Annotated in this window: 24 protein-coding genes and 2 tRNA genes; 16 read left to right on the plus strand and 10 right to left on the minus strand. The window is 64.6% G+C overall.

The genetic code is table 11. The annotated features are described in order from the left end of the window. The first annotated feature begins 20 nt into the window (after positions 1-20). Positions 21-695: a spermidine synthase gene (locus ACFQ00_RS19785; RefSeq protein ID WP_381495124.1), complete on the plus strand. Its 675-nt coding sequence runs from the start codon at positions 21-23 to the stop codon at positions 693-695. A gap of 3 nt (positions 696-698) precedes the next feature. Here the strand turns inward: ACFQ00_RS19785 and ACFQ00_RS19790 are convergent, their stop codons facing one another. After that, positions 699-1,604, minus strand: a complete 906-nt coding sequence (locus ACFQ00_RS19790; RefSeq protein ID WP_381495127.1) for a LysR substrate-binding domain-containing protein — start codon at positions 1,602-1,604, stop codon at positions 699-701. A 186-nt stretch (positions 1,605-1,790) separates the two neighbouring features. Here ACFQ00_RS19790 and ACFQ00_RS19795 point away from each other — a divergent pair, with 186 nt between their 5' ends. From ACFQ00_RS19795 to ACFQ00_RS19830, 8 genes are all read left to right on the plus strand, one after another. After that, on the plus strand, positions 1,791-2,900 hold the full coding sequence (locus ACFQ00_RS19795) for an ABC transporter substrate-binding protein (RefSeq protein ID WP_381495131.1): 1,110 nt from the start codon (positions 1,791-1,793) through the stop codon (positions 2,898-2,900). Between the two features lie 27 nt (positions 2,901-2,927). Then, positions 2,928-3,830 carry an ABC transporter permease gene (locus ACFQ00_RS19800; RefSeq protein WP_381495135.1) on the plus strand — a complete coding sequence of 301 codons (903 nt, stop codon included), beginning with the start codon at positions 2,928-2,930 and terminating at the stop codon, positions 3,828-3,830. Then, on the plus strand, positions 3,827-4,678 hold the full coding sequence (locus tag ACFQ00_RS19805; RefSeq protein WP_381495138.1) for an ABC transporter permease: 852 nt from the start codon (positions 3,827-3,829) through the stop codon (positions 4,676-4,678). Before ACFQ00_RS19800 ends, ACFQ00_RS19805 begins: the two co-directional genes overlap by 4 nt. A 5-nt stretch (positions 4,679-4,683) precedes the next feature. After that, entirely contained in the window at positions 4,684-5,808 is a 1,125-nt protein-coding gene (locus ACFQ00_RS19810) for an ABC transporter ATP-binding protein (RefSeq protein WP_381495141.1), read from the plus strand. Positions 5,809-5,984: 176 nt separating this feature from the next. Beyond that, positions 5,985-7,415 (plus strand): gamma-aminobutyraldehyde dehydrogenase, encoded by a 1,431-nt coding sequence (locus ACFQ00_RS19815; RefSeq protein ID WP_381495144.1) that lies wholly within the window; start codon positions 5,985-5,987, stop codon positions 7,413-7,415. Positions 7,416-7,417: 2 nt separating this feature from the next. After that, positions 7,418-8,158 (plus strand): gamma-glutamyl-gamma-aminobutyrate hydrolase family protein, encoded by a 741-nt coding sequence (locus ACFQ00_RS19820; RefSeq protein WP_381495147.1) that lies wholly within the window; start codon positions 7,418-7,420, stop codon positions 8,156-8,158. Further along, on the plus strand, positions 8,155-9,537 hold the full coding sequence (locus tag ACFQ00_RS19825; protein WP_381495150.1) for an aspartate aminotransferase family protein: 1,383 nt from the start codon (positions 8,155-8,157) through the stop codon (positions 9,535-9,537). The genes ACFQ00_RS19820 and ACFQ00_RS19825 overlap by 4 nt, the downstream gene beginning before the upstream one ends. A gap of 13 nt (positions 9,538-9,550) precedes the next feature. After that, complete coding sequence (locus tag ACFQ00_RS19830; protein ID WP_381495154.1) at positions 9,551-10,993, plus strand: NAD-dependent succinate-semialdehyde dehydrogenase; 1,443 nt, start codon at positions 9,551-9,553, stop codon at positions 10,991-10,993. Between the two features lie 340 nt (positions 10,994-11,333). On the opposite strand, the gene ACFQ00_RS19835 is transcribed toward ACFQ00_RS19830, so the two are convergent. Further along, complete coding sequence (locus ACFQ00_RS19835; protein WP_381495157.1) at positions 11,334-12,077, minus strand: SDR family oxidoreductase; 744 nt, start codon at positions 12,075-12,077, stop codon at positions 11,334-11,336. A gap of 101 nt (positions 12,078-12,178) precedes the next feature. Between ACFQ00_RS19835 and ACFQ00_RS19840 the strand changes: the two genes are divergently transcribed. Continuing rightward, complete coding sequence (locus ACFQ00_RS19840) at positions 12,179-13,174, plus strand: AraC family transcriptional regulator (RefSeq protein ID WP_381495160.1); 996 nt, start codon at positions 12,179-12,181, stop codon at positions 13,172-13,174. 15 nt (positions 13,175-13,189) lie between these two features. Here ACFQ00_RS19840 and ACFQ00_RS19845 read toward each other — a convergent pair. The 3 genes from ACFQ00_RS19845 to ACFQ00_RS19855 form a co-directional block, all read right to left on the minus strand. After that, a tRNA-Arg gene (locus ACFQ00_RS19845) sits at positions 13,190-13,266 on the minus strand. A gap of 28 nt (positions 13,267-13,294) precedes the next feature. Continuing rightward, on the minus strand, positions 13,295-13,573 hold the full coding sequence (locus ACFQ00_RS19850; RefSeq protein WP_374593747.1) for an ETC complex I subunit: 279 nt from the start codon (positions 13,571-13,573) through the stop codon (positions 13,295-13,297). Positions 13,574-13,638: 65 nt separating this feature from the next. Then, positions 13,639-14,655 (minus strand): polyprenyl synthetase family protein, encoded by a 1,017-nt coding sequence (locus ACFQ00_RS19855; RefSeq protein ID WP_374599291.1) that lies wholly within the window; start codon positions 14,653-14,655, stop codon positions 13,639-13,641. Positions 14,656-14,759: 104 nt separating this feature from the next. On the opposite strand from ACFQ00_RS19855, the gene ACFQ00_RS19860 reads away from it, so the two are divergent. Both ACFQ00_RS19860 and ACFQ00_RS19865 read left to right on the plus strand, forming a co-directional pair. Further along, complete coding sequence (locus tag ACFQ00_RS19860; protein ID WP_381495169.1) at positions 14,760-15,059, plus strand: chorismate mutase; 300 nt, start codon at positions 14,760-14,762, stop codon at positions 15,057-15,059. 73 nt (positions 15,060-15,132) lie between these two features. Next, positions 15,133-15,208, plus strand: a tRNA-Ala gene (locus ACFQ00_RS19865). Between the two features lie 60 nt (positions 15,209-15,268). On the opposite strand, the gene ACFQ00_RS19870 is transcribed toward ACFQ00_RS19865, so the two are convergent. From ACFQ00_RS19870 to ACFQ00_RS19880, 3 genes are read right to left on the minus strand one after another with little or no spacing between them, the layout of a single operon-like run. Further along, positions 15,269-17,098, minus strand: coding sequence for a monovalent cation:proton antiporter-2 (CPA2) family protein (locus ACFQ00_RS19870; protein ID WP_381495172.1), 1,830 nt, complete (start codon positions 17,096-17,098; stop codon positions 15,269-15,271). Between the two features lie 15 nt (positions 17,099-17,113). Further along, the gene (locus ACFQ00_RS19875; RefSeq protein WP_381495176.1) at positions 17,114-17,947 is read right to left on the minus strand and encodes a phytanoyl-CoA dioxygenase family protein; all 834 of its coding nucleotides are present in this window, start codon (positions 17,945-17,947) and stop codon (positions 17,114-17,116) included. Position 17,948: 1 nt separating this feature from the next. Then, positions 17,949-18,563, minus strand: a complete 615-nt coding sequence (locus tag ACFQ00_RS19880; RefSeq protein WP_381495179.1) for a DUF4126 domain-containing protein — start codon at positions 18,561-18,563, stop codon at positions 17,949-17,951. On the opposite strand from ACFQ00_RS19880, the gene ACFQ00_RS19885 reads away from it, so the two are divergent. Further along, entirely contained in the window at positions 18,553-19,383 is an 831-nt protein-coding gene (locus ACFQ00_RS19885; protein WP_381495181.1) for an NUDIX hydrolase, read from the plus strand. The genes ACFQ00_RS19880 and ACFQ00_RS19885 overlap by 11 nt on opposite strands. Before the next feature lie 7 nt (positions 19,384-19,390). Here the strand turns inward: ACFQ00_RS19885 and ACFQ00_RS19890 are convergent, their stop codons facing one another. Together ACFQ00_RS19890 and ACFQ00_RS19895 are read right to left on the minus strand one after the other, a co-directional pair. Then, positions 19,391-20,221, minus strand: a complete 831-nt coding sequence (locus ACFQ00_RS19890) for a class I mannose-6-phosphate isomerase (protein ID WP_374593757.1) — start codon at positions 20,219-20,221, stop codon at positions 19,391-19,393. A gap of 22 nt (positions 20,222-20,243) precedes the next feature. Then, positions 20,244-20,423 carry a hypothetical protein gene (locus ACFQ00_RS19895; RefSeq protein WP_374593759.1) on the minus strand — a complete coding sequence of 60 codons (180 nt, stop codon included), beginning with the start codon at positions 20,421-20,423 and terminating at the stop codon, positions 20,244-20,246. A gap of 97 nt (positions 20,424-20,520) precedes the next feature. Between ACFQ00_RS19895 and ACFQ00_RS19900 the strand changes: the two genes are divergently transcribed. The 3 genes from ACFQ00_RS19900 (at position 20,521) to ACFQ00_RS19910 (ending at position 23,417) form a co-directional block, all read left to right on the plus strand. After that, positions 20,521-21,411, plus strand: a complete 891-nt coding sequence (locus tag ACFQ00_RS19900; RefSeq protein WP_381495185.1) for a hypothetical protein — start codon at positions 20,521-20,523, stop codon at positions 21,409-21,411. A gap of 154 nt (positions 21,412-21,565) precedes the next feature. Continuing rightward, the gene (locus tag ACFQ00_RS19905; RefSeq protein WP_381495187.1) at positions 21,566-22,687 is read left to right on the plus strand and encodes a sensor histidine kinase; all 1,122 of its coding nucleotides are present in this window, start codon (positions 21,566-21,568) and stop codon (positions 22,685-22,687) included. Continuing rightward, positions 22,680-23,417, plus strand: a complete 738-nt coding sequence (locus tag ACFQ00_RS19910) for a LytR/AlgR family response regulator transcription factor (RefSeq protein ID WP_381495191.1) — start codon at positions 22,680-22,682, stop codon at positions 23,415-23,417. The genes ACFQ00_RS19905 and ACFQ00_RS19910 overlap by 8 nt, the downstream gene beginning before the upstream one ends. The last annotated feature ends 79 nt before the right edge of the window (positions 23,418-23,496 follow it).

Genomic DNA, 23,496 nt, shown 5'->3' on the forward strand with positions numbered 1-23,496 from the left:
CCAAATTTGACGAGGCCGCCATGCTCCCGCGCGTTCTGATCGATACCGCGAAGATACCCGGCGGTGGCGAGCTTCGCCTCATCCAGCGCGGCACCGAGTTCTCCATCATGCTCGGCGCGAACGAGCTGATGAACAGCCGCCTCAAAGGCTCGGAAGAAGCGCTGGCGGGCTTGTCGTGCGGCAAGATCCTGCCCCGGCCTCAGCCACGGATGTTGATCGGCGGCCTCGGCATGGGCTTCACGCTCAGGGCCGCGCTCGCCAGGCTTCCGGCAGACGCGTCGGTCACCGTCGCCGAACTCGTCCCGTCGGTCGTGGCGTGGGCACGCGGGCCAATGGCGCATATCTTCGACGGCTGCCTCGACGATCCCCGCGCCACAGTGGCCGTGGATGATGTCGCAGACCTGATCGGCGACGTACGATCGCACTACGATGCGATCCTGCTCGACGTCGACAACGGCCCGGACGGCCTCACCCACCCGGACAATGACCGGCTCTACAGCCGAAAGGGCCTGATCGCCGCCCGCGAGGCGCTCCGCCCCGGCGGCGTACTCGCCGTCTGGTCCGCCGCGCCGGACCACGCATTCAAGAACCGGCTCATCAAGGCGAATTTCGAGGTCGAAGAAACCGTCGTCCGCACCAACGGAGAGCGCCGCGGCGCCCGCCACATCATCTGGATCGCGAAACGGCCATCCTGAGTTCTACCGCCGGTGCTCGTGCACCGTCTCCATGAACAGCGTCGCGGCCTCGCTGTGCCGTGTCAGGCGGCGCCAGGCAATGCCGATGTCCACGGTCGGCAGGCTCTCGCGCGTGCGCTTGGCAATGATGCGGTCGCCTTCGAGGCTCCACGGCCGGTAGACGAGATCGGGCAGCAGCGTGATCCCCGCCCCCGTGCCGACGAGGCTGCGCACGCCTTCCATTGAGGAGGTGCGATAGGCGACGCGCGGCGGGTGGTCGAACTTGGACCAGATACCGTCGATCAGCCCTTCGAGCTCGTCGAGCGTCAGCGCGATCACGGGCTCGTTCTCAAGATCGGCAAGGCTGAGGCCATCCACGTCCGACAGCGGGTGCGAGGGCGCGACCCACGCGCGGCATTCGGAGCGGAGCAGCACCTCGTGGTCGATCGCGCTACGCTCCTCGAGATTGCTCACCATCAGCACGGCAAGGTCGAGTTCGCCGTTGATGAGCAGGTGCTCGATGTAGTCGCGGCGCTCTTCGACAAGTTGCACCTCGATGCGCGGAAACATGCGCCTGAAGCGTGAGAGCAGGTCCGAAAGGAAATAGCCCGTGACAACGGGCGTGACGCCCACGCGCACGCTGCCCGCCGTCAGGTCCTGCTCGCGCCCTACCCCGCCCTGCATGTCGGCGATCGCATCGATGATCGATCGGGCATGGCGCAGAAACTGGTGCCCCTCGCGCGTCAGCGTCACGCCCTTGGCGTGGCGGTGGAACAGCATGACGCCGGTTTCCGCCTCCAGCGTGCGGATCGCATCGGTCACCGCAGACTGCGAAATACCGACGGAACTCGACCCGCCAGACACCGAGCGCGCCTCCGCGACGGCTATGAAATAGCGGATTTGCCGGAACGTGATGTTCATCTCTGCCATCGGATTTTTCGATACCTCACGGATTGAATAATGCATTTGCGCGTGTGGCGGTAGAGCGTTTTGATAAGCCTCGGGAGACTGAGGGGCTTGCGGCTGTCCACGGCTGCGTTAGCATCCATCAAGCGCCGTCAGAGCGTTGAAGTCCGGGGATGATCGCTGGCGGGCGACGAACGGGAGACAGGGACCATGAACAGCTTCGACAGCATCCGTAAACGCATCGGCCGCCGCTCGCTCCTGCAGGGGCTTGGCGCCGCCGCCATCGGCATCACCTTCACCGGCGCGCTCGCGGGCTGCGAGAAGAAGGAAGCCGGCAAGGCCTCCACCGGCGAGGAACCCAAGCTCAACTTCTACAACTGGGACACCTACATCGGCGAAACCACGCTCGACGATTTCAAGGACACGTCGGGCATCGAGGTCAACATGAGCCTCTTCGCCACCAACGACGAACTCTTCGCGAAGCTGCGCGCGGGTAACCCCGGCTTCGATGTGATCGTCCCCTCGAACGACTTCGTCGAGCGCATGGTCCAGGCGGACATGCTGGAGCAGCTTGATCATTCCAAGATCCCGAACTTCGCCAACGTCGGCGCTGCGTTCAAGGATGTGGCCTACGATCCGGGCCGCAAGTTCTCGATGCCCTACACGTGGCTCACGCTCGGCATCGGCTACCGCAAATCGAAGGTGGACGGTGTGCCGGACAGCTGGAAGTGGCTGTTCGATTCGGACAAGTACAAGGGCCGCATCTCGGTGCTGTCGGAAGCCGGCGACATGTTCCGCCTCGGCGCCAAATATCTCGGCCATTCGGTGAATGGTGTCACGCCTGAACTCGTGAAGCGGATCGAGGCGATGCTCATCAAGCAGAAGCCCTTCATCAAGGCCTTCCACGAAGACAACGGGCAGGATCTGCTGCTGTCGGGTGAAGTCGATCTCGTGCTCGAATACAACGGCGACATCGCGCAGATCATGGCCGAGGACGACGATATCGACTTCGTGCTGCCCAAGGAAGGCAGCCAGCTCAACTCCGATACGCTGGCGATCCCCAAGGGCGCACCGCATCCGGAGAACGCGCACGCCTTCATAAACTATCTGCTCGATGCGGAAGCCGGAAAGAAGATCGCGGAATACATCCTCTTCCCGACGCCGAACGATGCCGCGAAGGCCCTGATGCCCGCGGACTACCGCGATAACAAGGTGATCTTCCCGACCGCCGAGCAGCTCGCGAAGTGCGAGTACGCCGCGTACGACGGCAAGATGCAGCCGATCTTCGAGGAAGCTTTCACCCGCGTGCGCGCGGCCTAGCGAACAGTAGCGCGAGGGGGGCGCGAGATGCAGGACTGGAAGCTGAACCGGGCGCTGTTCGCGAGCATCGCGAGCGCGCCCACCCTCTGGTTGGTCCTGTTCTTCATCGTCCCCCTCGGCCTCGTCTGGCTCTACAGTTTCGGCACCAACGTCGGCCTCACCGAAATCGATATCAGCGGTACGTTCGCGAACTATGCGCGGGCGCTTGAGCCCCTCTATCTCGGCATTTTCCTGAAATCGGTATGGATCGCCGGCCTTACCACCGTGATCTGCCTCGTCGTCGGCTTCCCGGTCGCGCTCGCGATCGTCTTCGCGACGCCAAAATGGCGCCCCTGGCTTCTGCTCGGCATCATGCTGCCCTTCTGGACGAACCTCCTCATCCGTACCTACGCACTGATGGCGGTGCTGCGCACCGAAGGCTTCGCGAACCAGACGATCGGCTGGATGTGGGACAAATGGAGCGGGCTGATGACCTTCGCGGGGCTGCAGCCTCTGGGGGATTTCACGCCGCTGCCGCTCCTCTACAACAATTTCGCGGTCGTGCTCGGGCTCGTCTACGTCCACCTGCCCTTCATGGTGCTGCCGCTCTACGCAGCGCTCGACCGGCTCGACAAATCACTCATCGAAGCGAGCCTCGACCTTGGCGCCGGGCACGTCCGCACGCTGCTCAGCATCGTCGCGCCGCTCGCCGCGCCGGGCATCATCTCGGGCATCATCATCACGTTCGTGCCCGCACTCGGCGCGTATCTGACGCCGGACCTCCTCGGCGGCACCGACAGCCAGATGATCGCCAACGTCATCGAGCGGCAGTTCAAGCGGGCCAACGACTGGCCGTTCGGCGCTGCCCTCTCCTTCCTTCTGATGTACGCAACCTTCATCGCCATCGCGTTCCAGGCCATGAAATCGCGACAGGCGGAGCGCCGCCAATGAGCCTTTTCAAACCTCGCGTCCCGCTCGCCCCGCTTGAGTACACGAAGCGCCTTTGGATGCGCGCGTGGGTCGGCCTCGTGCTCTTTTTCCTCTACGCGCCGCTCCTCACGCTGATCGCGTTCAGCTTCAACGACAGCCGGCGCGGCAACGTGGTCTGGCGGGGTTTCACGTTCGACTACTACGAGAAGGCGCTCAACAACGAATCGCTGATGATCGCGATGGGCAACTCGCTCACCATCGCGCTGATCAGCACGATCGTCAGCGTCGTCATCGGCGCGCTCGCCGCCGTGATGCTCTGGCGCTTCCGCTTCCCGGGCAAGACCGCGACCGAAGGCGCGATGGCGCTGCCCATCGTGGTGCCGGAAATCTGCATGGGCGTCGCCATGCTGGTGTTCTTCGCGAAGATCGGTTTCCCCACGGACCTGCCTTGGCCGTTCAGCCTCGGCGCCATCATCATCGCGCACATCACCTTCTGCTTCCCGTTCGTGACCATGGTGGTGCGCTCGCGCCTCACCAGCTTCAACCGCGAGGAAGAGGAAGCCGCGAAAGACCTCGGCGCCACCGAATGGCAGGCGTTTCGCGACGTGCTCTTGCCGCACATGAAGCCGGGTCTCGTTGCCGGCGCGCTGCTCGCCTTCACGCTCAGTCTCGACGATTTCGTGATCACCTTCTTCACCAGCGGCCCGAACACCATCACCTTCCCCGTGAAGGTCTACTCGATGGTTCGCTTCTCGGTGACGCCGGAGGTGAATGCCGCCTCGGCGCTGCTCATCGCCCTCACAGTCATTCTCACGACCATAGCCCTGAAGGTGCAAAGCCGGATGGGCGGAACCCCGCAAGGCCACTGATCACCATGGCGACCGCACCAAAACAGCCCATCATCAGCATCCAGAACGTCACCAAGCGCTTCGGCGCGGTGGCGGCGGTGGACAACATCTCGCTCGATATCATGCCCGGCGAGTTCTTCGTGCTGCTTGGCCCCTCGGGCTGCGGCAAGACCACGCTGCTGCGCATGATCGCCGGCTTCGAGGTGCCGACCGAAGGCCGCATTGTCATCGACGGGCAGGACATGGCGCACGTGTCGCCAAACAAGCGCCCGGTGAACATGGTGTTCCAGTCCTACGCCGTGTTCCCGCACATGACGGTGACGGAGAATGTCGGCTATGGCCTGCGCATCGCACGCGTGCCATCGTCAGAGATCAAGTCCCGCGTCGAGGAGGCGCTCGCCCTCGTCAAGCTCGACGGGTTCGGCGGCCGCCGCCCGGATCAGCTTTCGGGCGGCCAACGCCAGCGCGTCGCGCTTGCTCGCTCGCTCGTCATGCGCCCCAAGGTGCTGCTGCTCGACGAACCTCTCTCCGCGCTCGACGCGAAGCTGCGCGCCGCGATGCAGTTCGAGCTTGCCGATCTTCAGGAGCAGGTCGGCATCACCTTCGTCACGGTGACGCACGATCAGGACGAGGCGCTCTCGATGGCCGGCCGCATCGCCGTCATCAACAAGGGTCTCGTCGCGCAGCTCTCCACGCCGTCCGACCTCTATGAATTCCCGGCGAACCGTTTCGTCGCGGACTTCATCGGATCGGTGAACCTGTTCGATGGCAGGCTGACGGTGGACGAGCCCGACAGGGCGATCGTCGACTGCCCGGAAATCGGCCGCATCTATTTGAACCACGGCGTCACCGGCCCCCACGATGCGAACGTCCACGTCGCGCTCCGCCCAGAAAAGATCGCCATGATCCCGGAGGCGAAGGGCAAGCCCACGGCCCCCGAATGCCCGGAAGGCGACAACATCGCGCACGGCCAGATCCGCGGCATGTCCTACCTCGGCGACATCACGATCTACGAGGTGAAGCTCGATTCCGGCCGCGTCATCCGCGTCTCCCGCCCGAATCTCTCGCGCTACGACCAGGAAGATTTCACCTGGGAGGACAAGGTCTGGCTCTCATGGCACGGATCAAGCCCGGTGGTGCTGCAGTCATAACGTTCGCCACATCCTGAAATAGGTTCGGCACTGTTTTTTTGTTGCCGCAGCCTTTTGCGCGCGCCTGCATGAGCCATCGACAAAATCGATAACTGCCACTTCCCTTTTCGTATTTCCGATGCCGTGGCCGTATCCCTATCCTGCCCCCTCGCTTCAATGTGGGAATTCAAAAGACCATGACCGACCGCACCGGCCAGTTCATCGATGGAAAAGCCCTGAGCGGTGACGAGGCACCCGAGTCGGTGTTCAATCCCGCCACCGGGGCAGTCATCGCCAGTTTGGCGAGCGCCAGTCGGGCGCAGGTGGATGCCGCCATCGCGTCCGCCGAGCGCGGGTTTGCGGTGTGGTCGGCGATGTCGCCCAAGGAACGCTCGCTGCGGATGCTCCGCATCGCCGACCGGATCGAGGCGCTCGCGGACGAATTCGCCGAGCTTGAAATGCGCAATTGCGGCAAGCCGATCGGCACGGCGCGTGCCGTCGATGTCGGCAACACGATCGACGTGTTCCGCTTCTATGCGGGCGCCGCGCGCGCGATCCCCGGTCAGGCCGCCGCTGAATACAAGCCCGGCCACACCTCGATGATCCGCCGCGATCCGATCGGCGTCGTCGTCGGCATCGCGCCGTGGAACTATCCGCTGATGATGGCGTCATGGAAGATCGCGCCCGCCATTGCTGCGGGCAACACGGTCGTTCTGAAGCCCTCCGAACACACCCCCCTTACCGCGCTCCGTCTCGCCGAAGTGTGCGCCGAGTTCCTGCCTGCGGGCGTCGTCAACGTCGTAACCGGCAACGGGCCGAACGTCGGCGCGCGTCTCGTCGCGCACCCGCGCGTGCGCATGGTGTCGCTCACCGGCGACGTCGCCACGGGCCGCAAGATCATGGAAGCCGTGGCGCCGACCATCAAGCGCACGCATTTCGAGCTTGGCGGCAAGGCGCCCGTCATCGTGCTGGCGGATGCGGACATCGCCGCCGCCGTCGAAGCGATTTCGGAAGGTGGTTACTATAACGCCGGGCAGGATTGTACCGCCGCCTGCCGCGTCTATGCGCACGCCAGCATTCACGATCGCCTCGTCGCCGAGCTGCAAAGCGCAGTCGAGGCGATCCCGATGGGCGATCCGTCCGCGCCCGGCACCGCGCTCGGCCCGCTCATCACCGCCCGCCAGCGCGACCGCGTAGACGGCTTCGTCGCCCGCGCCGCCGCCGACACGGATGCAGAGGTTGTCACCGGCGGCAGGGCACCGGACGGACCCGGCTTCTTCTATGCCCCCACGCTGATCGCGGGCGCGAAGAACAGCGACGAGATCGTACAGAAGGAAGTGTTCGGCCCGGTCGTCTCGGTCACGCGATTCGATGAAGACAGCCAGGCGCTCGATTGGGCGAACGACAGCGAATACGGCCTCGCTTCTTCGGTGTGGACTCGCGATGTCGGCAAGGCGGCCGCGTTCGCGTCGCGCCTGCAATACGGCGTCACGTGGATCAACACGCACTCGGTGAACGCCACCGAAATGCCGCACGGCGGCGTGAAGGCCTCGGGCTACGGCTCCGATCTTTCCGTCTACAGCCTCGAACACTATCTCGCGACGCGGCATGTCATGATAAAGCACTAGGTATGATCACAGCCCGTCCCGTTCTTGGTATCATCTGCTGTCAGCGTACCGTCGGCACCGAGCTCGCGCAGACCGTCATAGAGCGCTATGTTCGCGCCGCGATGCGCTATGCAGATGTCGCCGCGCTGCTGATCCCGTCGCTGCCTGATCTGATGACCGCCGCCGAGGTCGCCCCGCGTCTCGACGGCGTGCTGCTCACCGGCAGCCCGTCCAACGTCGAAGGCCGCCGCTATGCGGAGGACGCCGGCGATGGCCCGTTCGATCCCGGCCGCGACGAGATCGCGCTGTCGATGGTGGACGCGATGATCGGGCGCGGCCGCCCCGTGTTCGGCGTCTGCCGCGGCTTCCAGGAGATCAACGTCGCGCTCGGCGGCACGCTGCGCCGCGATACCTCGGCGAGCGATGATCTCATCCGCCACCACGCGCCGGACGGTGTTGCCTTCGATGCCATGTTCGATCATCGCCACCGCGTCGATCTCGTGCCCGGCGGCATCCTCGCGCGCACCTATGAAAAGCCGGCGCTCGATGTGAACTCCGTTCACTATCAGGGTATCGGCCGCCTGGCGGACAGCCTCACCGCCGAAGCGACCGCACCGGACGGACTCGTCGAGGCCTACTCGGCGACCATCGGCAAATCGCCCGTCGTCGCCGTCCAGTGGCATCCCGAATGGCACCCGGAATCGAATCCGGACAGCCAGACCTTCTTCAAACTCCTTGGCCAGACTCTCAGGGGAACAGCATGACCGCCGTCCGCAAGAACTACGACATTCCCGCGCTGCGCCGCCTCGACGTCGCGCACCACCTCCCCGCGCAGCAGGATTACAAGCTGATCGAGGAGATGGGCGGCAGCCGCGTCGTGACGCACGCCGAGGGCTGCTACATTCATGATGGCGAAGGCCAGCGGCTTCTGGACGGCATGGCCGGGCTGTGGTGCGTGAATATCGGCTACGGCCGGGAAGAACTCGCCGATGTCGCGTCGGAACAGATGCGCGAGCTTCCCTTCTACAACACCTTCTTCAAGACCGTGACGCCGCCCACCGTCGAACTCGCAGCGAAGATCGCGGGGCTGACGGGCGGCAAGCTCCAGCACGTCTTCTTCAACGCCTCGGGCTCCGAAGCGAACGACACCGTGTTCCGCATGGTGCGCCACTACTGGAAGGTGAAGGGCGAACCGAACCGCAAGGTCTTCATCAGCCGCTGGAACGCCTATCACGGCTCCACGGTCGCAGGCGTCAGTCTCGGCGGCATGAAGGCGATGCACGCACAGGGCGATCTCCCCATCCCCGGCATCGAGCATGTCCGCCAGCCCTACTGGTACGGCGAGGGCCGCGACCTGGAACCGCGCGAATTCGGCAAGCTCTGTGCGCAGGCGATCGAGGACCGCATCCTGGAAGTCGGACCCGAAAATGTCGCCGCCTTCATCGGCGAGCCCGTGCAGGGCGCGGGCGGCGTCATCATCCCGCCCGAAGGCTATTGGCAGGAGGTCGAGCGCATCTGCCGCAAATACGGCATCCTCCTCGTGGCGGACGAGGTGATCTGCGGCTTCGGACGCACAGGCGAATGGTTCGGCCACCAGACGCTCGGCTTCACCCCCGATCTCGTCCCGATGGCGAAGGGCCTGTCGTCCGGCTACCTCCCCATCTCGGCGGTCGCGGTGTCGTCCGATGTGGTGGACGTCCTCAAGACCGGCGGCGATTTCGTCCACGGCTTCACCTATTCCGGTCATCCGGTCTGCGCCGCCGTCGCGCTCCGCAACATCGAAATCATCGAGCGGGAGAACCTCGTCGGCAAGGTCCGCGACGATGTGGGCCCCTATCTGAACGCGGCGCTGAAGCGCCTCGATGATCACCCCCTCGTCGGCGAGACGCGCTCGATCGGTCTGCTCGGCGCGGTCGAGGTCGTCGCCGACAAGAAGACCGCCGCGCGTTTCGGCGGCAAGGAGGGCAATGCCGGGCCGGTCGTGCGCGATTTCTGCATCGAGAACGGCCTGATGGTGCGCGGTATCCGCGACACCATAGTCATGTCGCCGCCGCTCATCATTTCGCACCAGCAGATCGATGATCTGGTTGACATCATCCGCCGTTCGCTGGATTCGGCCATGCCGAAACTGAAAGCCCTGTAAAAGGAGAGTCTCCATGACCCGATCGCCGCTGCTTCGCGAAGCCTGCTACATCGACGGCGAATGGGTGAAGGCCGACAGCGGCGAGACGATAAAGGTCACGAATCCGGCCACCGGCGAGGTGCTCGGCACCGTCCCGAACTGCGGTGCGGCCGAAGCGAAGCGCGCCGTCGAGGCCGCGAATCGCGCGTGGCCCGCGTGGCGCGTCAAGACGGCGAAGGAGCGCGCGAGCATCCTTCGCCGCTGGTACGAGCTCATCATGGCCAACCAGGAGGAACTCGCCCGCCTCCTCACGCTCGAGCAGGGCAAGAGCCTCGCCGAAGCGCGCGGGGAGATCGCTTACGGCGCCTCGTTCATCGAATGGTACGCCGAGGAAGGAAAGCGCCTCTACGGCGATGTCATTCCCGGCCACATGGCGGACAAGCGCATCGTCGTGCTGAAGCAGCCGATCGGTGTCGCCGCCGCGATCACGCCGTGGAACTTCCCGAACGCGATGATCACGCGCAAGGCCGGCCCGGCCCTCGCCGCCGGGTGCCCGATCGTGCTGAAGCCCGCCGCCGAAACCCCCTACTCCGCCATCGCGCTCGCCGTGCTGGCCGAGGAGGCCGGGCTTCCCAAGGGCATCTTCAACGTGCTCACCGGCAAGGCCTCGGCGATCGGCGGAGAGCTCACGTCGAACCCCATCGTCCGCAAGCTGTCGTTCACCGGCTCCACGGAGATCGGCCGCCTCCTGATGCGCCAGTCGGCGGAGACCATCAAGAAGCTCAGCCTCGAACTCGGCGGAAACGCCCCCTTCATCGTTTTCGACGATGCGGACGTGGACGCCGCCGTTGTGGGCGCCATGGCCTCCAAGTACCGCAATTCGGGTCAGACCTGCGTCTGCTCGAACCGCCTTTACGTGCAGGCCGGCGTTTACGATGAATTCGTCGAAAAGCTCGCCGCCGCCGCTGCGAAGCTAAAGGTCGGCAGCGGCCTCGAAGCGGGCACCGAGCAGGGCCCGCTCATCAACATGGCTGCGGTCGAAAAGGTCGAGCAGCACATCGCAGACGCCACTGGCAAGGGCGCGAAGATCCTCGCCGGCGGCAAGCGCCACGCGCTCGGCGGCACCTTCTTCGAGCCGACCGTGCTCGCGAACGTCACGCAGGACATGCTCGTCGCGCACGAGGAAACCTTCGGGCCGCTTGCCCCGGTCATCCGCTTCGAAACCGAAGAGGAAGCCATCGCGATGGCGAACGACAGCGAGTTCGGCCTTGCCTCCTACTTCTATTCGAACAACCTCTCGCGCGTATGGCGCGTGGCGGAGGCGATCGAGTCGGGCATGGTGTGCGTCAACTCGGGCATCCTCTCCACAGAAGTCGCGCCCTTCGGCGGCGTCAAGCAGTCCGGCCTCGGCCGCGAAGGCTCGCGCTACGGCATCGATGAGTATGTCGAGATGAAGTACCTCTGCCTCACCATCTGAGGCGGCGGAAACATTTCGTCCAATAGGCGTTTAGGTTCAGTGCATTGACCCCAATGCAACACCTTGACGCCGGCCTTTTGAGAGGGCCGGCGTCTTTTTAGAGCATCGTGCGGAAAAGTGGGAACCGGTTTTCCGCCAGAAACGATGCGTCAACAAAGAGATAGCGCGCGCGCCCTGCGTCGGATTTCACGCAGCGCGCTTTAGACCGCGATCGTTTCAGGCTTAATCAGCCTGAAACGTGAATCGCTGTCTAAGCTATTGAATAGAGACTGATTCACGTTTGAAGTGGAAGCACTATGTGCTTCCACTTCAAACGATCAGGCTCTAGAATGCGGCGGCATCAGGCAGCCTGCGCCAGCGCCACCGCATCCGGCCCCGCGGGAAACCGCAACTGACCGGTAAGGTCGTTCGACGCCTTCCACACGGCTTCGGCGACGTCCGTTTCTTTCGTCACCAGTGCGGGCTGCGCGAAGGCCGCAAAGATCGGGGCTGCGAAATCCGCGTAGGCCTTCGGAATCAGATCTTCGATCCGCACGTCGCTGTTGTGCGCAAAGCGGGTCGTCGGTGCATAGCCGGGTTCCACCAGCTTGGCGCGGATGCCGAAGTGCGCGAGTTCGTGGGCAAGCGATCCTGTAAAGCCTTCGATGGCCTGCTTGCTTGCCGTGTAGGCCGCCGCCAGCGGCATCGGGGCCAGCGTCACGCTGGATGTAACGTTCACGATCACGCCCGATCGGCGGGCGCGGAACTGCGGGATCACCGCCTGCGTCATCGCCATGGTGCCGAAGGTGTTCGTCTCGAATACCTTGCGCACGTGGGGCATCGGGGTCGCCTCGAACGCGCCCACCACGCCGATGCCTGCATTGTTGACCAGCACATCGATCGGCCCCGCGGCATCGAGCGCCGCCGCGATGCTTTCAGCATTCGTCACGTCCAGCGACAACACACGCAGCCGCTCGGAAGGCGGCAAGATATCCGCGCGAGGCACGCGCATGGTCGCCACCACGTGCCAGCCCTGCGCAAGGAAGTGGTGCGCTGTTTCAAGGCCATAGCCGGACGAGCACCCGGTGATGAGGATGGTTTTCATGGTGTTCCTTCTTTCGGTCGCGATTGACAGGCGAAGGATAAGTCCGTCATGATGGACTATCATCAATCATAAGTCTTATATTCATTTGCAATAGTCCGGAAATGACAGACCCGCTCGCACAGGTGATCGCGCTTCTCCGCCCCCGCGCCGTCTTTTCCAAAGGGATCAGCGGCGCAGGGCGCTGGGCTGTGAACTACACGGCGTTCGGACACCCGGGCTTCTGCGCGGTGATCGAGGGGCGCTGCCGCCTCGCGGTCGCGGGCGAGGCGCCGGTCATCCTCGAGCAGGGCGACTTCGTGCTCCTCCCCGCCACACCGGCGTTCACCATGTCCGGCCTCGAACCGGCAACGCCGAGGCGGATCGACCCGCACGAGATGCTGTCGCCGGGCGAGGACATCCGTCACGGTCGTGCAGACGGCCCCGCCGACGTCCGCCTGCAAGGCGGCTATTTCCTTTTCGATTCTCCGGATGCGGACCTCATCGTGTCGCTCCTGCCGTCGATGATCCACATCCACGGCGACGAGCGGCTTGCCACGCTGGTGCGGCTTTTCGGCGAGGAAGCGAGCGCTCAGCGGCCGGGCCGCGAATTCGTGCTTACACATCTTGTCGAACTTCTTCTGGTCGAATCCCTGCGCGCGTCGTCGCAGAAACATACGCCGCCGGGCCTTTTGCGTGGTCTCGCAGACGCGCGCATCGCGGCGGCGTTGCGCCAGATGCACGGCGATCCGAAACGGCCATGGACCGTGGACGCGTTGGCAAAAATGGCAGGCATGTCGCGCTCGGCGTTCTTCGATCGCTTCGTCCGCATGGTCGGGCTCCGCCCGATGGAATATCTCGTCGCGTGGCGCATGGCTGTCGCGAAGGATCTCCTGCGCGGCGACACTCTGGCGCTGGATGAAGTGGCAAGCCGCGTCGGCTACGGCTCGGCGAGCACATTCAGCACCGCCTTCAGCCGCCATGTCGGCCAGCCACCCGGACGCTTCGCCCGCGCCCCGGAAAGGCTCGATCCCGAACCCGGAAGGGTTCGCAAGGCCGACCGGCCGCCCGAGCTTATGCGAGGAAAGCCAAAGCCGCGGATGCGGCCGCCCGGCGCCTGAGGGACAACAAAAAACTGGCGCGCCCGGCAGGATTCGAACCTGCGACCCCAAGCTTAGAAGGCTCGTGCTCTATCCAACTGAGCTACGGGCGCCCGCGAGGGGCCTTAGCGCAAATGTGCGCTATTTGAAATTGTCGGCGTAGGTCTGGATTTTCAGGCGGTGCGTGCGCGGCGGCAGCACCGTGTAGGCAAAGCCCTCGCGTTCGGCATAGGCCTTGGCGGCTTCCGCGGTGTCGAAGCGCAGCGTCAGCTGGCGGCGCGTGTCGGCGGAGCCTGCCCAGCCAGTCAGCGGATCGGGGCGCTGCGGGTCCGCGCGCTCGAACTCCAGCACCCATTCCTGCGTGCGCGCCTTGCCGCTCTGCATCGCGTTCTTCGGGCGTTGGTAAATCCGGGCAGCCATCTGTCCTCGTCCTTGAAAGCTCGTGGAAACGCCAATGGCGCAGCCTCGGGCCGCGCGTCAAGCGCTCAGAATGCGCGCGCGATCGCGAAACGCACGGTTTCGGTAAGCGCAGCCTTGGCGCTGCTCGCCGGCATGTCGGCAATGGCATCTATGGCGAGCTCGCCGTAGTGCCGCGCGCGCGCCAGCGTATCGGCGATCGATCCCGACGTTTTCAACCGCTCGATCGCCTCGGCGAGGTCCTCGTCGGACTTGCGGCGGCCTTCCATGGCGTCGCGCCAGAAGCGCCGCGCCTCGTCGTCACCGCGCCGGTAGGCGAGGATCACGGGCAGCGTCAGCTTGCCTTCGCGGAAGTCGTCCCCCTGCCCCTTGCCCATGGTTTCAGCGTCGGACATGTAATCGATCGCATCGTCCACGAGCTGGAACGCAATGCCGAGGTTGCGGCCATAGCTTTCGAGCGCGCCCTCGCACGCCTCGTCGCGCTCCGCGACCACGGCGGCGATCTGGCAGGCGGCGGCGAACAGCACCGCCGTCTTCGCAGTGATCACCTGCAGGTATTTTTCCTCGCTCGTCTCGATCTGGCGCGCGACCATCAGCTGGTCGACCTCGCCCTGCGCGATCACGGCGGAAGCGTTCGAGAGGATCTTGAGCACGCGCAGCGAGCCGTCTTCCACCATCAGCTCGAAGGCGCGGCTGAACAGGAAGTCGCCGACGAGCACCGTCGCCTGGTTGCCCCAGATGAGGTTGGCCGCCTTCTTGCCGCGCCGTAGGTCCGATCCGTCCACCACGTCGTCGTGGAGCAGCGTCGCCGTGTGGATGAACTCAACGCTCGCCGCGAGCTTGTGGTGGCGCTCGCCCGAATAGCCGAGCAGCCGCGCGCTTGCGAGCGTCAGCATCGGCCGCAGCCGCTTGCCGCCGCCCGAGATCAGGTGCCCCGCGAGTGCCGGGATCACCGCCACCGGGCTCTGCATCCGGTCGAGGATGATCTGGTTCACGGAGTTCATTTCGGGCGCCACAAGCTGCATCAGCCCGTCGATGGACGGCGCGGGCTCTGCCGGATTCAACCTGTGTATGGTGGCGCTCACGACTCTGACTTGTCCCATGACGTTTCCGCTGTCATGCGTCCATGCTACATCCACGGCGCTTTGTCACCGCGCCACATCGACGCGCCGACGTTTTGGGGAGCCTGATGACCGACGACCGTTCAGATGATCGCCTCGCCGCCTATCGCAGCAGCATCGACAACATCGACGCGGCGCTCATCCACATGCTCGCCGAGCGCTTCAAGATCACGCAGGCGGTGGGTGAATACAAGGCCGTCTCCGGCCTCCCACCCGCCGATCCGGACCGCGAGGCCCGCCAGATCGCGCGGCTGCGCAAGCTCGCCGCCGATGCGCGGCTGGACGAGGAACTCGCGGAAAAGTTCCTGCGCTTCATCATCGAAGAGGTGATCCGCCACCACGAGCGTATCAAGAAAGCGCAGGCCTGAAGGCGATTTTCGCTCGCCGCGCAAACCCCGTTGCATCGGCGGGGAGGCACCGTTATAGAGCGCCGTCCGGAGCGGGGCTGTAGCTCAGATGGGAGAGCGCTGCAATCGCACTGCAGAGGTCAGGGGTTCGATTCCCCTCAGCTCCACCAATCCGGCCATTTCCATAAGATGCATATAATACAGAGGTATAAACCCCTCTGTTCGCATGATTACTGAGCTTCGCCGATAACAGCCGCAGCCTCTTCGTTAAGCGCCGCGGCTTTTTTGCGCGGCGGGCTGAGCGGGGCCGGCCTCGCCTTTTCGATATTGCCTTGAACCAGCGGCGCGCCCGCGCTGAGCCCGCCGACCACCTCCAATGCGAGCCGCTCCTCGTCGCGGCGGCGGACATCGGCGATCGTATCGGCAGCGTCCTCTTCGCTGACACCGAGGCTGGTCAGCACCGTCTCCCCGAACACCAGCGCCGATTCCAGCGTTTCGCGGATCTGGTAGTCGACCCCCGCCTTGATGAGTTCGACAGCGTGCGTGCGGTCGATGGCGCGCACGAAAAGCCGCGCATACGGGAATTCCGCCTCGCACAGATGGACAATGCGGTTCACGGATTCGGCCGCACCGCCGCAGATCAATATGGCTTCCGCGGTCGCCGCGCCGGATGCGCGCAGCACGTCGAGCCGCGTGCCGTCGCCGTAATAGACCTTGAAGCCGAAGGTCGATGCGGCGCGGATCATGTCGACGTCGGACTCGATCAGCGTGATGTCGATGCCGCGCGCCAGCAGCGGCTGGCTGACGATCTGCGCAAAGCGTCCGAAGCCGATGATGAGCACCTGCCCGCGCAGGCCCTCCGGCTTTTCCACGCCCTCCAGCGACGGCTCCACCTTCGGCGCGAAGCGCTTCTGAACGAGCACCATCAGCGGCGTCATCACCATCGAAAGGATGACGATCGCGGTGAGCACGGCGCTGCTGCGCGTATCGATCAGCCCCACCGCAACCGCCGTGCCGTAGAGCACGAATGCGAATTCACCGCCCTGCGCAAAGAGCAGTGCACGGTGGCCGGCTTCGGCATGATTTGCGCGGAACAGACGACCGACCAGATAAATCGCCGTTGCCTTCACGATCATGTAAGCGGCGAGACCAGCGACCACCATGCGCCATTCGGCGATCACCACGGTGAGGTTCAGCGACATGCCGACGCTGAGGAAAAACAGCCCGAGCAGGATGCCGCGGAACGGCTCGATGTCGACTTCGAGCTGATGACGAAATGAGGATTCGGAAAGCAGCACGCCCGCGAGGAACGCACCCATCGCCATCGAAAGCCCACCCGCCTGCATGAAGAGCGCAGCGCCAAGCACAACGAGCAGCGCCGCAGCCGTCATCACCTCGCGTGCGCCTGCGCGGGCGAGGATGCGGAACATCGGATCGAGCAGATAGCGGCCGACGATGATCAGCACGACGAGCGCCGCGACGGCGATCACGACGCCGAGCCACAGCGGCTGACCGCCCTCCACCGGACCGCCGAGCATCGCCGCCCATAGCGCGACGAGTGCGAGCAGCGGCACGATCATCAGGTCTTCGAACAACAGAATCGCCACCGCGCGGTGCCCGGAGGCTTCCCCGAGTTCTCCACTTTCGGAAAGCATCTGCATGATGACAGCGGTCGACGACAGCACGAAGCCGCTCGCCCCAACCACCGCCACGGGGAGCGGCAGCCCGGCCAGAATACCGACTCCGGAAAGCAGCGCCGTACACAGCAGCACCTGCGCTGCGCCGAGGCCGAAGATGTCCCGGCGCATCGCCCAGAGCTTCGACGGGCGCATCTCGAGGCCGATGATGAAGAGAAACAGCACGACACCAAGTTCGGCGACATGGAGCAGCGTTTCAGGATCGGTCACGAGCCCGAACACGAACGGCCCCACCAGAAAACCGCCAACGAGATAGCCGAGCACGGACCCGAGCCCGAGCCATCGAAACGCGGTAACGGCGGCAACGCCAGCGCCCAGCAGCACCACCGCCTGTCCGAGTTCAAGTCCGGCAGGTGCTGCCATGGGAATCCTTTCGCGCTAGTTTCGCTCCGTCGTGAACGCCTCCACGTAATGCGGTTCGGGGCGTTCGCGCAATTGTTCGTAGTGAACGAGCGACGGTTCGGCGCCGAGCGGAACGGGCGCGCAATCGCGAAACGCCCACTCGCCGCGGTCGCAATCGGCGGCGCGGACGTAGCCGTTGATGTAGAAGCGCCGGTGGTGATCGGCGCGGTTGGCGCCCGATCCGTGCACGAGATAGGGGCTCCACAATGCAAGGTCGCCGGGTTCCAGGTCGAGGTCGATGAGCCCCGATGGATCGAGGCCAAGCGCGACGAGCGTGTCTTCGGCGGCGGCATTGTCCATCACCGCACCTGCGATTTCCATGTCGAGCGCGCCGAGCCGATGGCTGCCGGGAAGGATGCGCATTCCGCCCGAGCGCGCGTTGTGCGGATCGATCGCGAGGCCGGTCTGCACGTAGCTCGCGCCGAGATTGCGGTATGCGTCCGGCGGTCGCCGGAAACGCGAGTCCTGATGGAAGGCGAAGTCCCCCTTCCCGCCCGGCCGCTTCCAGTGAATCTGGTTGATGATCTGTTTGATGTCGCCGCCGATCATCGGCCCAAGCAATGCCGCGAAGCGCGGATCGGTGCGCGCCTCGTCCAGCACGTCGCTGCGCCATGAAGGCCACTGCGCCATGCGCACGTCGCCGTCCGCGATCTTGTAGAAGAGATTGCCATGGCGGAAGCTCTGCCCGTGCGTGGCGGCTTCCGCATGTACGCCGTCGATCGCCGCACCGATCCGCGCGATGTCGGCAGGCGAAAAGAACTGCCGGATGATGGCGTAACCATTCCGGACATAGTCTTCCATGAAGGTCATTTCAGAGTTTCCGCAGCACCACATCGATGCGCTTCAGGATGCGCCAGCTTGCGTAAAGAAGAAGTAAGGTTACCGCGAGAAGCGATACGGCGACGATCCCGGCGAGCACCGGATCGACAAGCGTGAGCGTGAGGCCGCCGATGGTGAGCACGTCCTCCACACCCGAAACGATCACGTTCGAGAACGGTTCGGGACTCGCATTCACGACCGCGCGGCCGCTCGCCTTCGCGCTATGGCTGACGAACGCCGCGCCGCCGCCCAGCAGGAACGCCGCCACCTGCCATGCCGGATCGCCCGCATCGATAACGGCGAGCGCGATGAGCGCCCCGCCGAGCGGTCGGATCGCGGTGTGGATCGCATCCCAGATGCTGTCGAGCCACGCGATCTTGTCCGCGAAGAACTCCACGACGAGGCCGATCGCGGCAACGCCGATCACCCAGGGGCTTGCGAAAACATCGAGGCTTTGAAGATGCTGCGGCAGATCGAGGAGGCCGAAACGCATCGCGAGGCCTGCGGCGAATACGGTGGCATAGAGCCGCCATCCCGCGAGCAGGCTGAGGCTGGCGGCGACACCGAGCAGTTCGATCGGGCCCATGCGCGAGAAAATGATAGGCATTGCCCCGCTTGGCAAGCGGGCATTGCAGGTCCACATACGCCGCATGTCCACGAACGACGACGCCAAGCCCGCCGCCACGCTGATCCTCCTGCGCGAAGGATCGAGCACGCCCGAGATCTTCATGCAGACCCGCGCGCAGACGATGGGCTTCGCAGCGGGCATGATCGCCTTTCCCGGCGGCAAGGTGGATGCGCACGACATGAACCTTGCCGCGTCGCGGCTGGTTGCGAGCCGCCACGATCTCGATCTTGAAGAGATCGCCGCGCGCGTCGCCGCGGTCCGTGAAAGCTTCGAGGAGGCGGGCGTACTGCTCACGCACGGGCCGGAGATCGCGCCGCGTGACTTCATCGAAGCGCAGCCGGCGATCGCTTCGCGTGCGCTCGCGTTCTCCGATTTCCTCGCGCGTCATGATCAGCAGATCGATCTCGACGTGCTCTTTCCCTTCGCGCGCTGGGTGCCGCCGCCCGGCCTCCACGGCAAACGCTACGACACGCGCTTCTATCTCGCACGGCTGCCGGAGGGTGCGAACGCGGGGCACGACGGCAACGAGGCGACGACCTCGTGGTGGATCACGCCGTCCGAAGCGATCGCACGCGCCGACCGTCAGGAAGCCGAAGTGATGTTCCCCACGCGCCGCAATCTCGAACGCCTCGCGCAGCACGCGAGCGTCGACGCACTTATCACGCACGCGATGGAAACGCCGGTCGTCACCGTGCAGCCCGAGGTTCGCATGTGCGACGGCGGTCTGCACCTCTGCATCCCGGAAGGCATCGGCTATCCGGTGACGCGCGAGCCGCTGGAGACCGCGCGCCGCGCGTGACGCGTCTTCAGAATTCCAGAATCGTCGCGACCTCGCTGCCGGGATAAGAGACGAGGAGATCGCTGCCGGGCACGGCTTCGAGATCGGCATCGCCTTCCACGAGCAGCGTCTCTCCCGATCGTGCATCACCGGCTCGGCCATCGATCACCGTGATCCATACCGGCCGATCGCGCGGCGGGCGCAGGTGCAATCGCGCGCCGGTGCGCCAGCGTTCGACGACGAATTTTCCACCCGCCGACAGCAGCGTCCGCCCCCGGGAGAGGTCGTGCCGTTCGTCCGAAACGAAGAACGGATGCGCATTCGAAACCGCGACTCCCTCTTCGAGGTGGAGCTCGCGCGGGCGTCCATAATCATAGAGTCGGTAGGTGAGATCGACGTTCTGCTGGATCTCGATGATGGTGACTCCGGCGCCGATCGCATGGACCGTGCCTGCCGGTGAGTAAATAAAATCACCCGCCTTCACCGGCTTCCAGTCGATCAATTGCTCGATCGAACCGTCGATGGCGGCCTCGCGCAATTCGTCTGCAGACAGCGGACGCACCGTGCCGAGGCCGACCGTACCGTGCGGTTCTGCGGCAAGCACGAGCCACGCTTCATCCTTGCCGCGCGCATAGCCGGCGGCACGCGCGGCGGCATCGTCGGGGTGCACCTGCACGGACAATCGCTCGCTCGTGAACAGGTACTTTATAAGAAGGTCAGGGTCGCGCCCGTCGGGAGTCTCGAACCAGATCTCTCCAATCTTTTCATCATCCTCCGGGACGTCTTCAAAGAAAGGTGAGAGATGCCGCCGGCCCCACGGCTTCTCGATGCGGCGTGTTATCAGCTTGGTAACCGTCATCGTATTTCCTGCCTCCCCTCAGTCATGTTCCGGCTGCGTCTGCGAGAGCGCATCCGCTTGCCGGGAAACTTTCGCCGCGTTCGATATCGCGCTTTGCATCCTTATCTTCGGGATCGCGTTTCAGTTGCTTTACATCCTCGGCCTTCAGCATCAGGCGCGTCTCAAGAAATCCTGTCTTGCGTTTTGCCATGACTAATTCCATCAAGAATATGGCAATTATTACGAACTATCTGCGCGTTGGTAGTTTTTCAAATTTTGTGGACATGTTAGCGTCCTCCATCCGTCAATGGGAGATCATGATGGCGAAGAAGAAAGAAACGGTAGCGAAGGCGAAGAAGCCGAAGAAGGTTAGCGCTGCCAAACCGGCCGCGAAGAAGCCGGCTGCGAAGAAGCAGTCGACGGGTTCGGATTTCGGTGAACATCTCGCAGCCGCCGGTGCGCAGCTGCAGGCACGTGCGGAAGCGATGTTCGGGCAGTGGCTCGATCAGGCTTCGTCGACGCTGCGCAAGAGCGGCGTGCAGACCATTGTCGACGACATCAAGTCGCGCTCCGGCTTCGAAAAGATTGCCAAGGAACTCGCCAGCAACGTCGCGAGCGAGATCACGAAATTTGCTGCATCGACAAGCATCGGCGCCAAGGTTGCACCGAAGGCGAAGCCGGGTCCGAAGCCGAAGGGCAAGCCCGGTCCGAAACCCAAAGCGGCTGCTGCGAAGCCTGCCGTGAAGGCACCGGCGAAGGCGAAAGCGAAGCCGGGTCCGAAGCCGAAAGCCGCCGCGCCGAAGCCTGCTGCGAAGCCTGCCGTGAAGGCACCGGCGAAGGCGAAAGCGAAGCCGGGTCCGAAGCCGAAAGCCGCCGCGCCCGCGAAGCCGGCAGCCGCGCCTGCCGCTGCTGCTCCGTCGGTGTCGGCGCCCGCCAAGCCCAAGGGTAAGCCGGGTCCGAAGCCGAAAGCCGCCAAGGCTGCCGCACCGGCGAAGCCGAAGGGCAAGCCCGGTCCGAAACCGAAGGCCGCTGCGCCGAAGCCGGCTGTGACTGCTGCTCCGGCTGCCGCGAAGGCGAAGCCGGGTCCGAAGCCGAAGGCTGCGGTTGCGAAGCCTGCTGCGGCTGCGCCCGCGAAGCCGGCTGCGCCTGCGGGCCTCACGCCGCGCCGTCGCGGACCGCGTCCGTCGTCGCGGCCTGCGCCGAAGAAGTAAGCGTTAAAATAAGAATGGCCCGGCGCGTTTCGTACTCACGACGCGCCGGGCTTTTCTTTTGCTCTCGAATTTCCTGCGAAGCGGCCATGCGCTTCGACGAAGGATATACCTTCCCCCGCGCAATCGCCGCGAGAATGCGCTATCGTGGGCGCCAATGAACAGGTCGCTGCTAAAAGGCGTGCTCGCAAACGATTCGGCACGCACAGCCATCCAGTCGATTTTCGGCTTCTGGCTCTTCTATTTCCTCATCGTCACGCTGCGCGCATTCGCGCTCGGCTTCGAAGAGCTGCTTCCGATGGCCGGGCGGCGTGCGGTGGTCACGATCATCGGCATGACAATCAGCTGGGCGCTGTATCTTGCGCTCGCCCCGCTCGAAAAAGCCCCCCTGCGCAGACGCGCACTGATGATGTTCCTGCTTTGCGTGCCCGCCGCGGCGCTGTTCACCACGTTCAATTTCTACGCCTTCTACGTCTATGAGCCGCTGCCCTCCGTCGCCGAGGATCTCGCGCACAAGGAGCGTTCGCTCGCCATGCTGCTGGCGATCATTTTCGAAGGCACGGTCACCTGGTTCTTCTTTTTCGCGGCATGGGCGGCCTTCCATCTGGCGCTCGGCTACGCGGCCGATGCCGCGAAAGCCGAACGCCGCGCCGCTGCCTTCCGCGAGGAGGCGCAGGCCGCGCAGCTCCGCGCGCTGCGCTATCAGATCAATCCGCATTTCCTGTTCAACACGCTGAACTCCCTGTCGTCGCTGGTCCTCACCAATCGCAACGACGAGGCGGAGCGGATGATCCTCAACCTCTCCACCTTCTTCCGCGCGAGCCTCACCAGCGACCCGACCGAGGACATTCCGCTCGCCGACGAACTCGATCAGCAGCGCCTCTATCTGGAGGTCGAGCGCGCCCGCTTCGGCGACCGCCTCGAATTCGATTTCGACATCGCCCCCGAAGCGGAACGCCAGCGCGTGCCCAGCCTCATCCTCCAGCCGCTGATCGAGAACGCCGTGAAATACGCGGTGTCGCCTTCGAACGCGCCGGTATGCATTCGCGTGAAGGCAAGCCTGCACGATGCGATGCTCCACATCGTGGTGGAGGACGACGGCGCATTCGCCGCGCCGCAGGCGCAGGTGGACGGCACCGGCACCGGCCTCAACAATGTCCGCGATCGCCTGCGCGCACGCTTCGGCGATGCCGCTGCGTTCAAGGCAGGCCCGTGGCCGGGCGGCGGCTTCCGCGTCGATATTGCCATTCCCGTGAAGCGACCGGTGCCCAATGCCTGATAGCCCCCTCCGCACGCTTGTCGTCGACGATGAAGCCATGGCGATCGAACGGATGCAGGTGCTGCTTGCGCGTTTCGATGACGTCAATCTCGTTGGAACCGCCAGCACCGGCGGTCAGGCACTGCGCCTGATCGAAGCGCTCTCCCCCGATCTCCTGCTGCTCGATATTTCGATGCCGGGGCTCGACGGGATCGGTGTCGCGCAGGCGGTCCAGCGTCTGCCGCAGCGTCCGGCCGTGGTGTTCGTCACGGCGTTCGATCAATACGCCGTCACCGCGTTCGATGTCGCGGCCGCCGATTATCTGTTGAAGCCGGTCGATCCGGCGCGCCTCGGCAAGGCGCTGGCGCGCGTGCGCGAACTGCGCGTGAATGCTCACGCAGGGCCTGCGGAGGACGATGGCTACGTCAAGGAATTCTGGGTTCCGCACCGTTCGGAGATCATCCGCGTCGATGTCGATGCGATTGATATGGTCGAGGCCGAGCGTGATTACATGCGGCTGCACACCGCCGACCGCTCGTTCCTTCTCCACCAGACGATCAAGGAGCTGGAGCGGCGGCTGGACCCCGATCTCTTCATCCGCATCCACCGTTCGAAGATCATCCGGCGCGAGCGCATCAAGGGCCTCGTCCATCTCGGCTACGGCGTATGGTCGGTCGATCTCGGCGACGGCGGCGATCACCGCATCGGCCGCACCTATCTCTCCGACGTGAAGCGCATCACCGGCAAATAGTCGCGGGCCCAAAAAGAAAAAGGGCGGGCACCCTGGGACACGGTGCCCGCCCTGTCGGCGGCATCTGGGATTGCCGCCG

Origin of the sequence: Sphingosinicella xenopeptidilytica (genome assembly GCF_042676985.1) — a bacterium.
GTDB lineage: Bacteria > Pseudomonadota > Alphaproteobacteria > Sphingomonadales > Sphingomonadaceae > Sphingosinicella > Sphingosinicella xenopeptidilytica.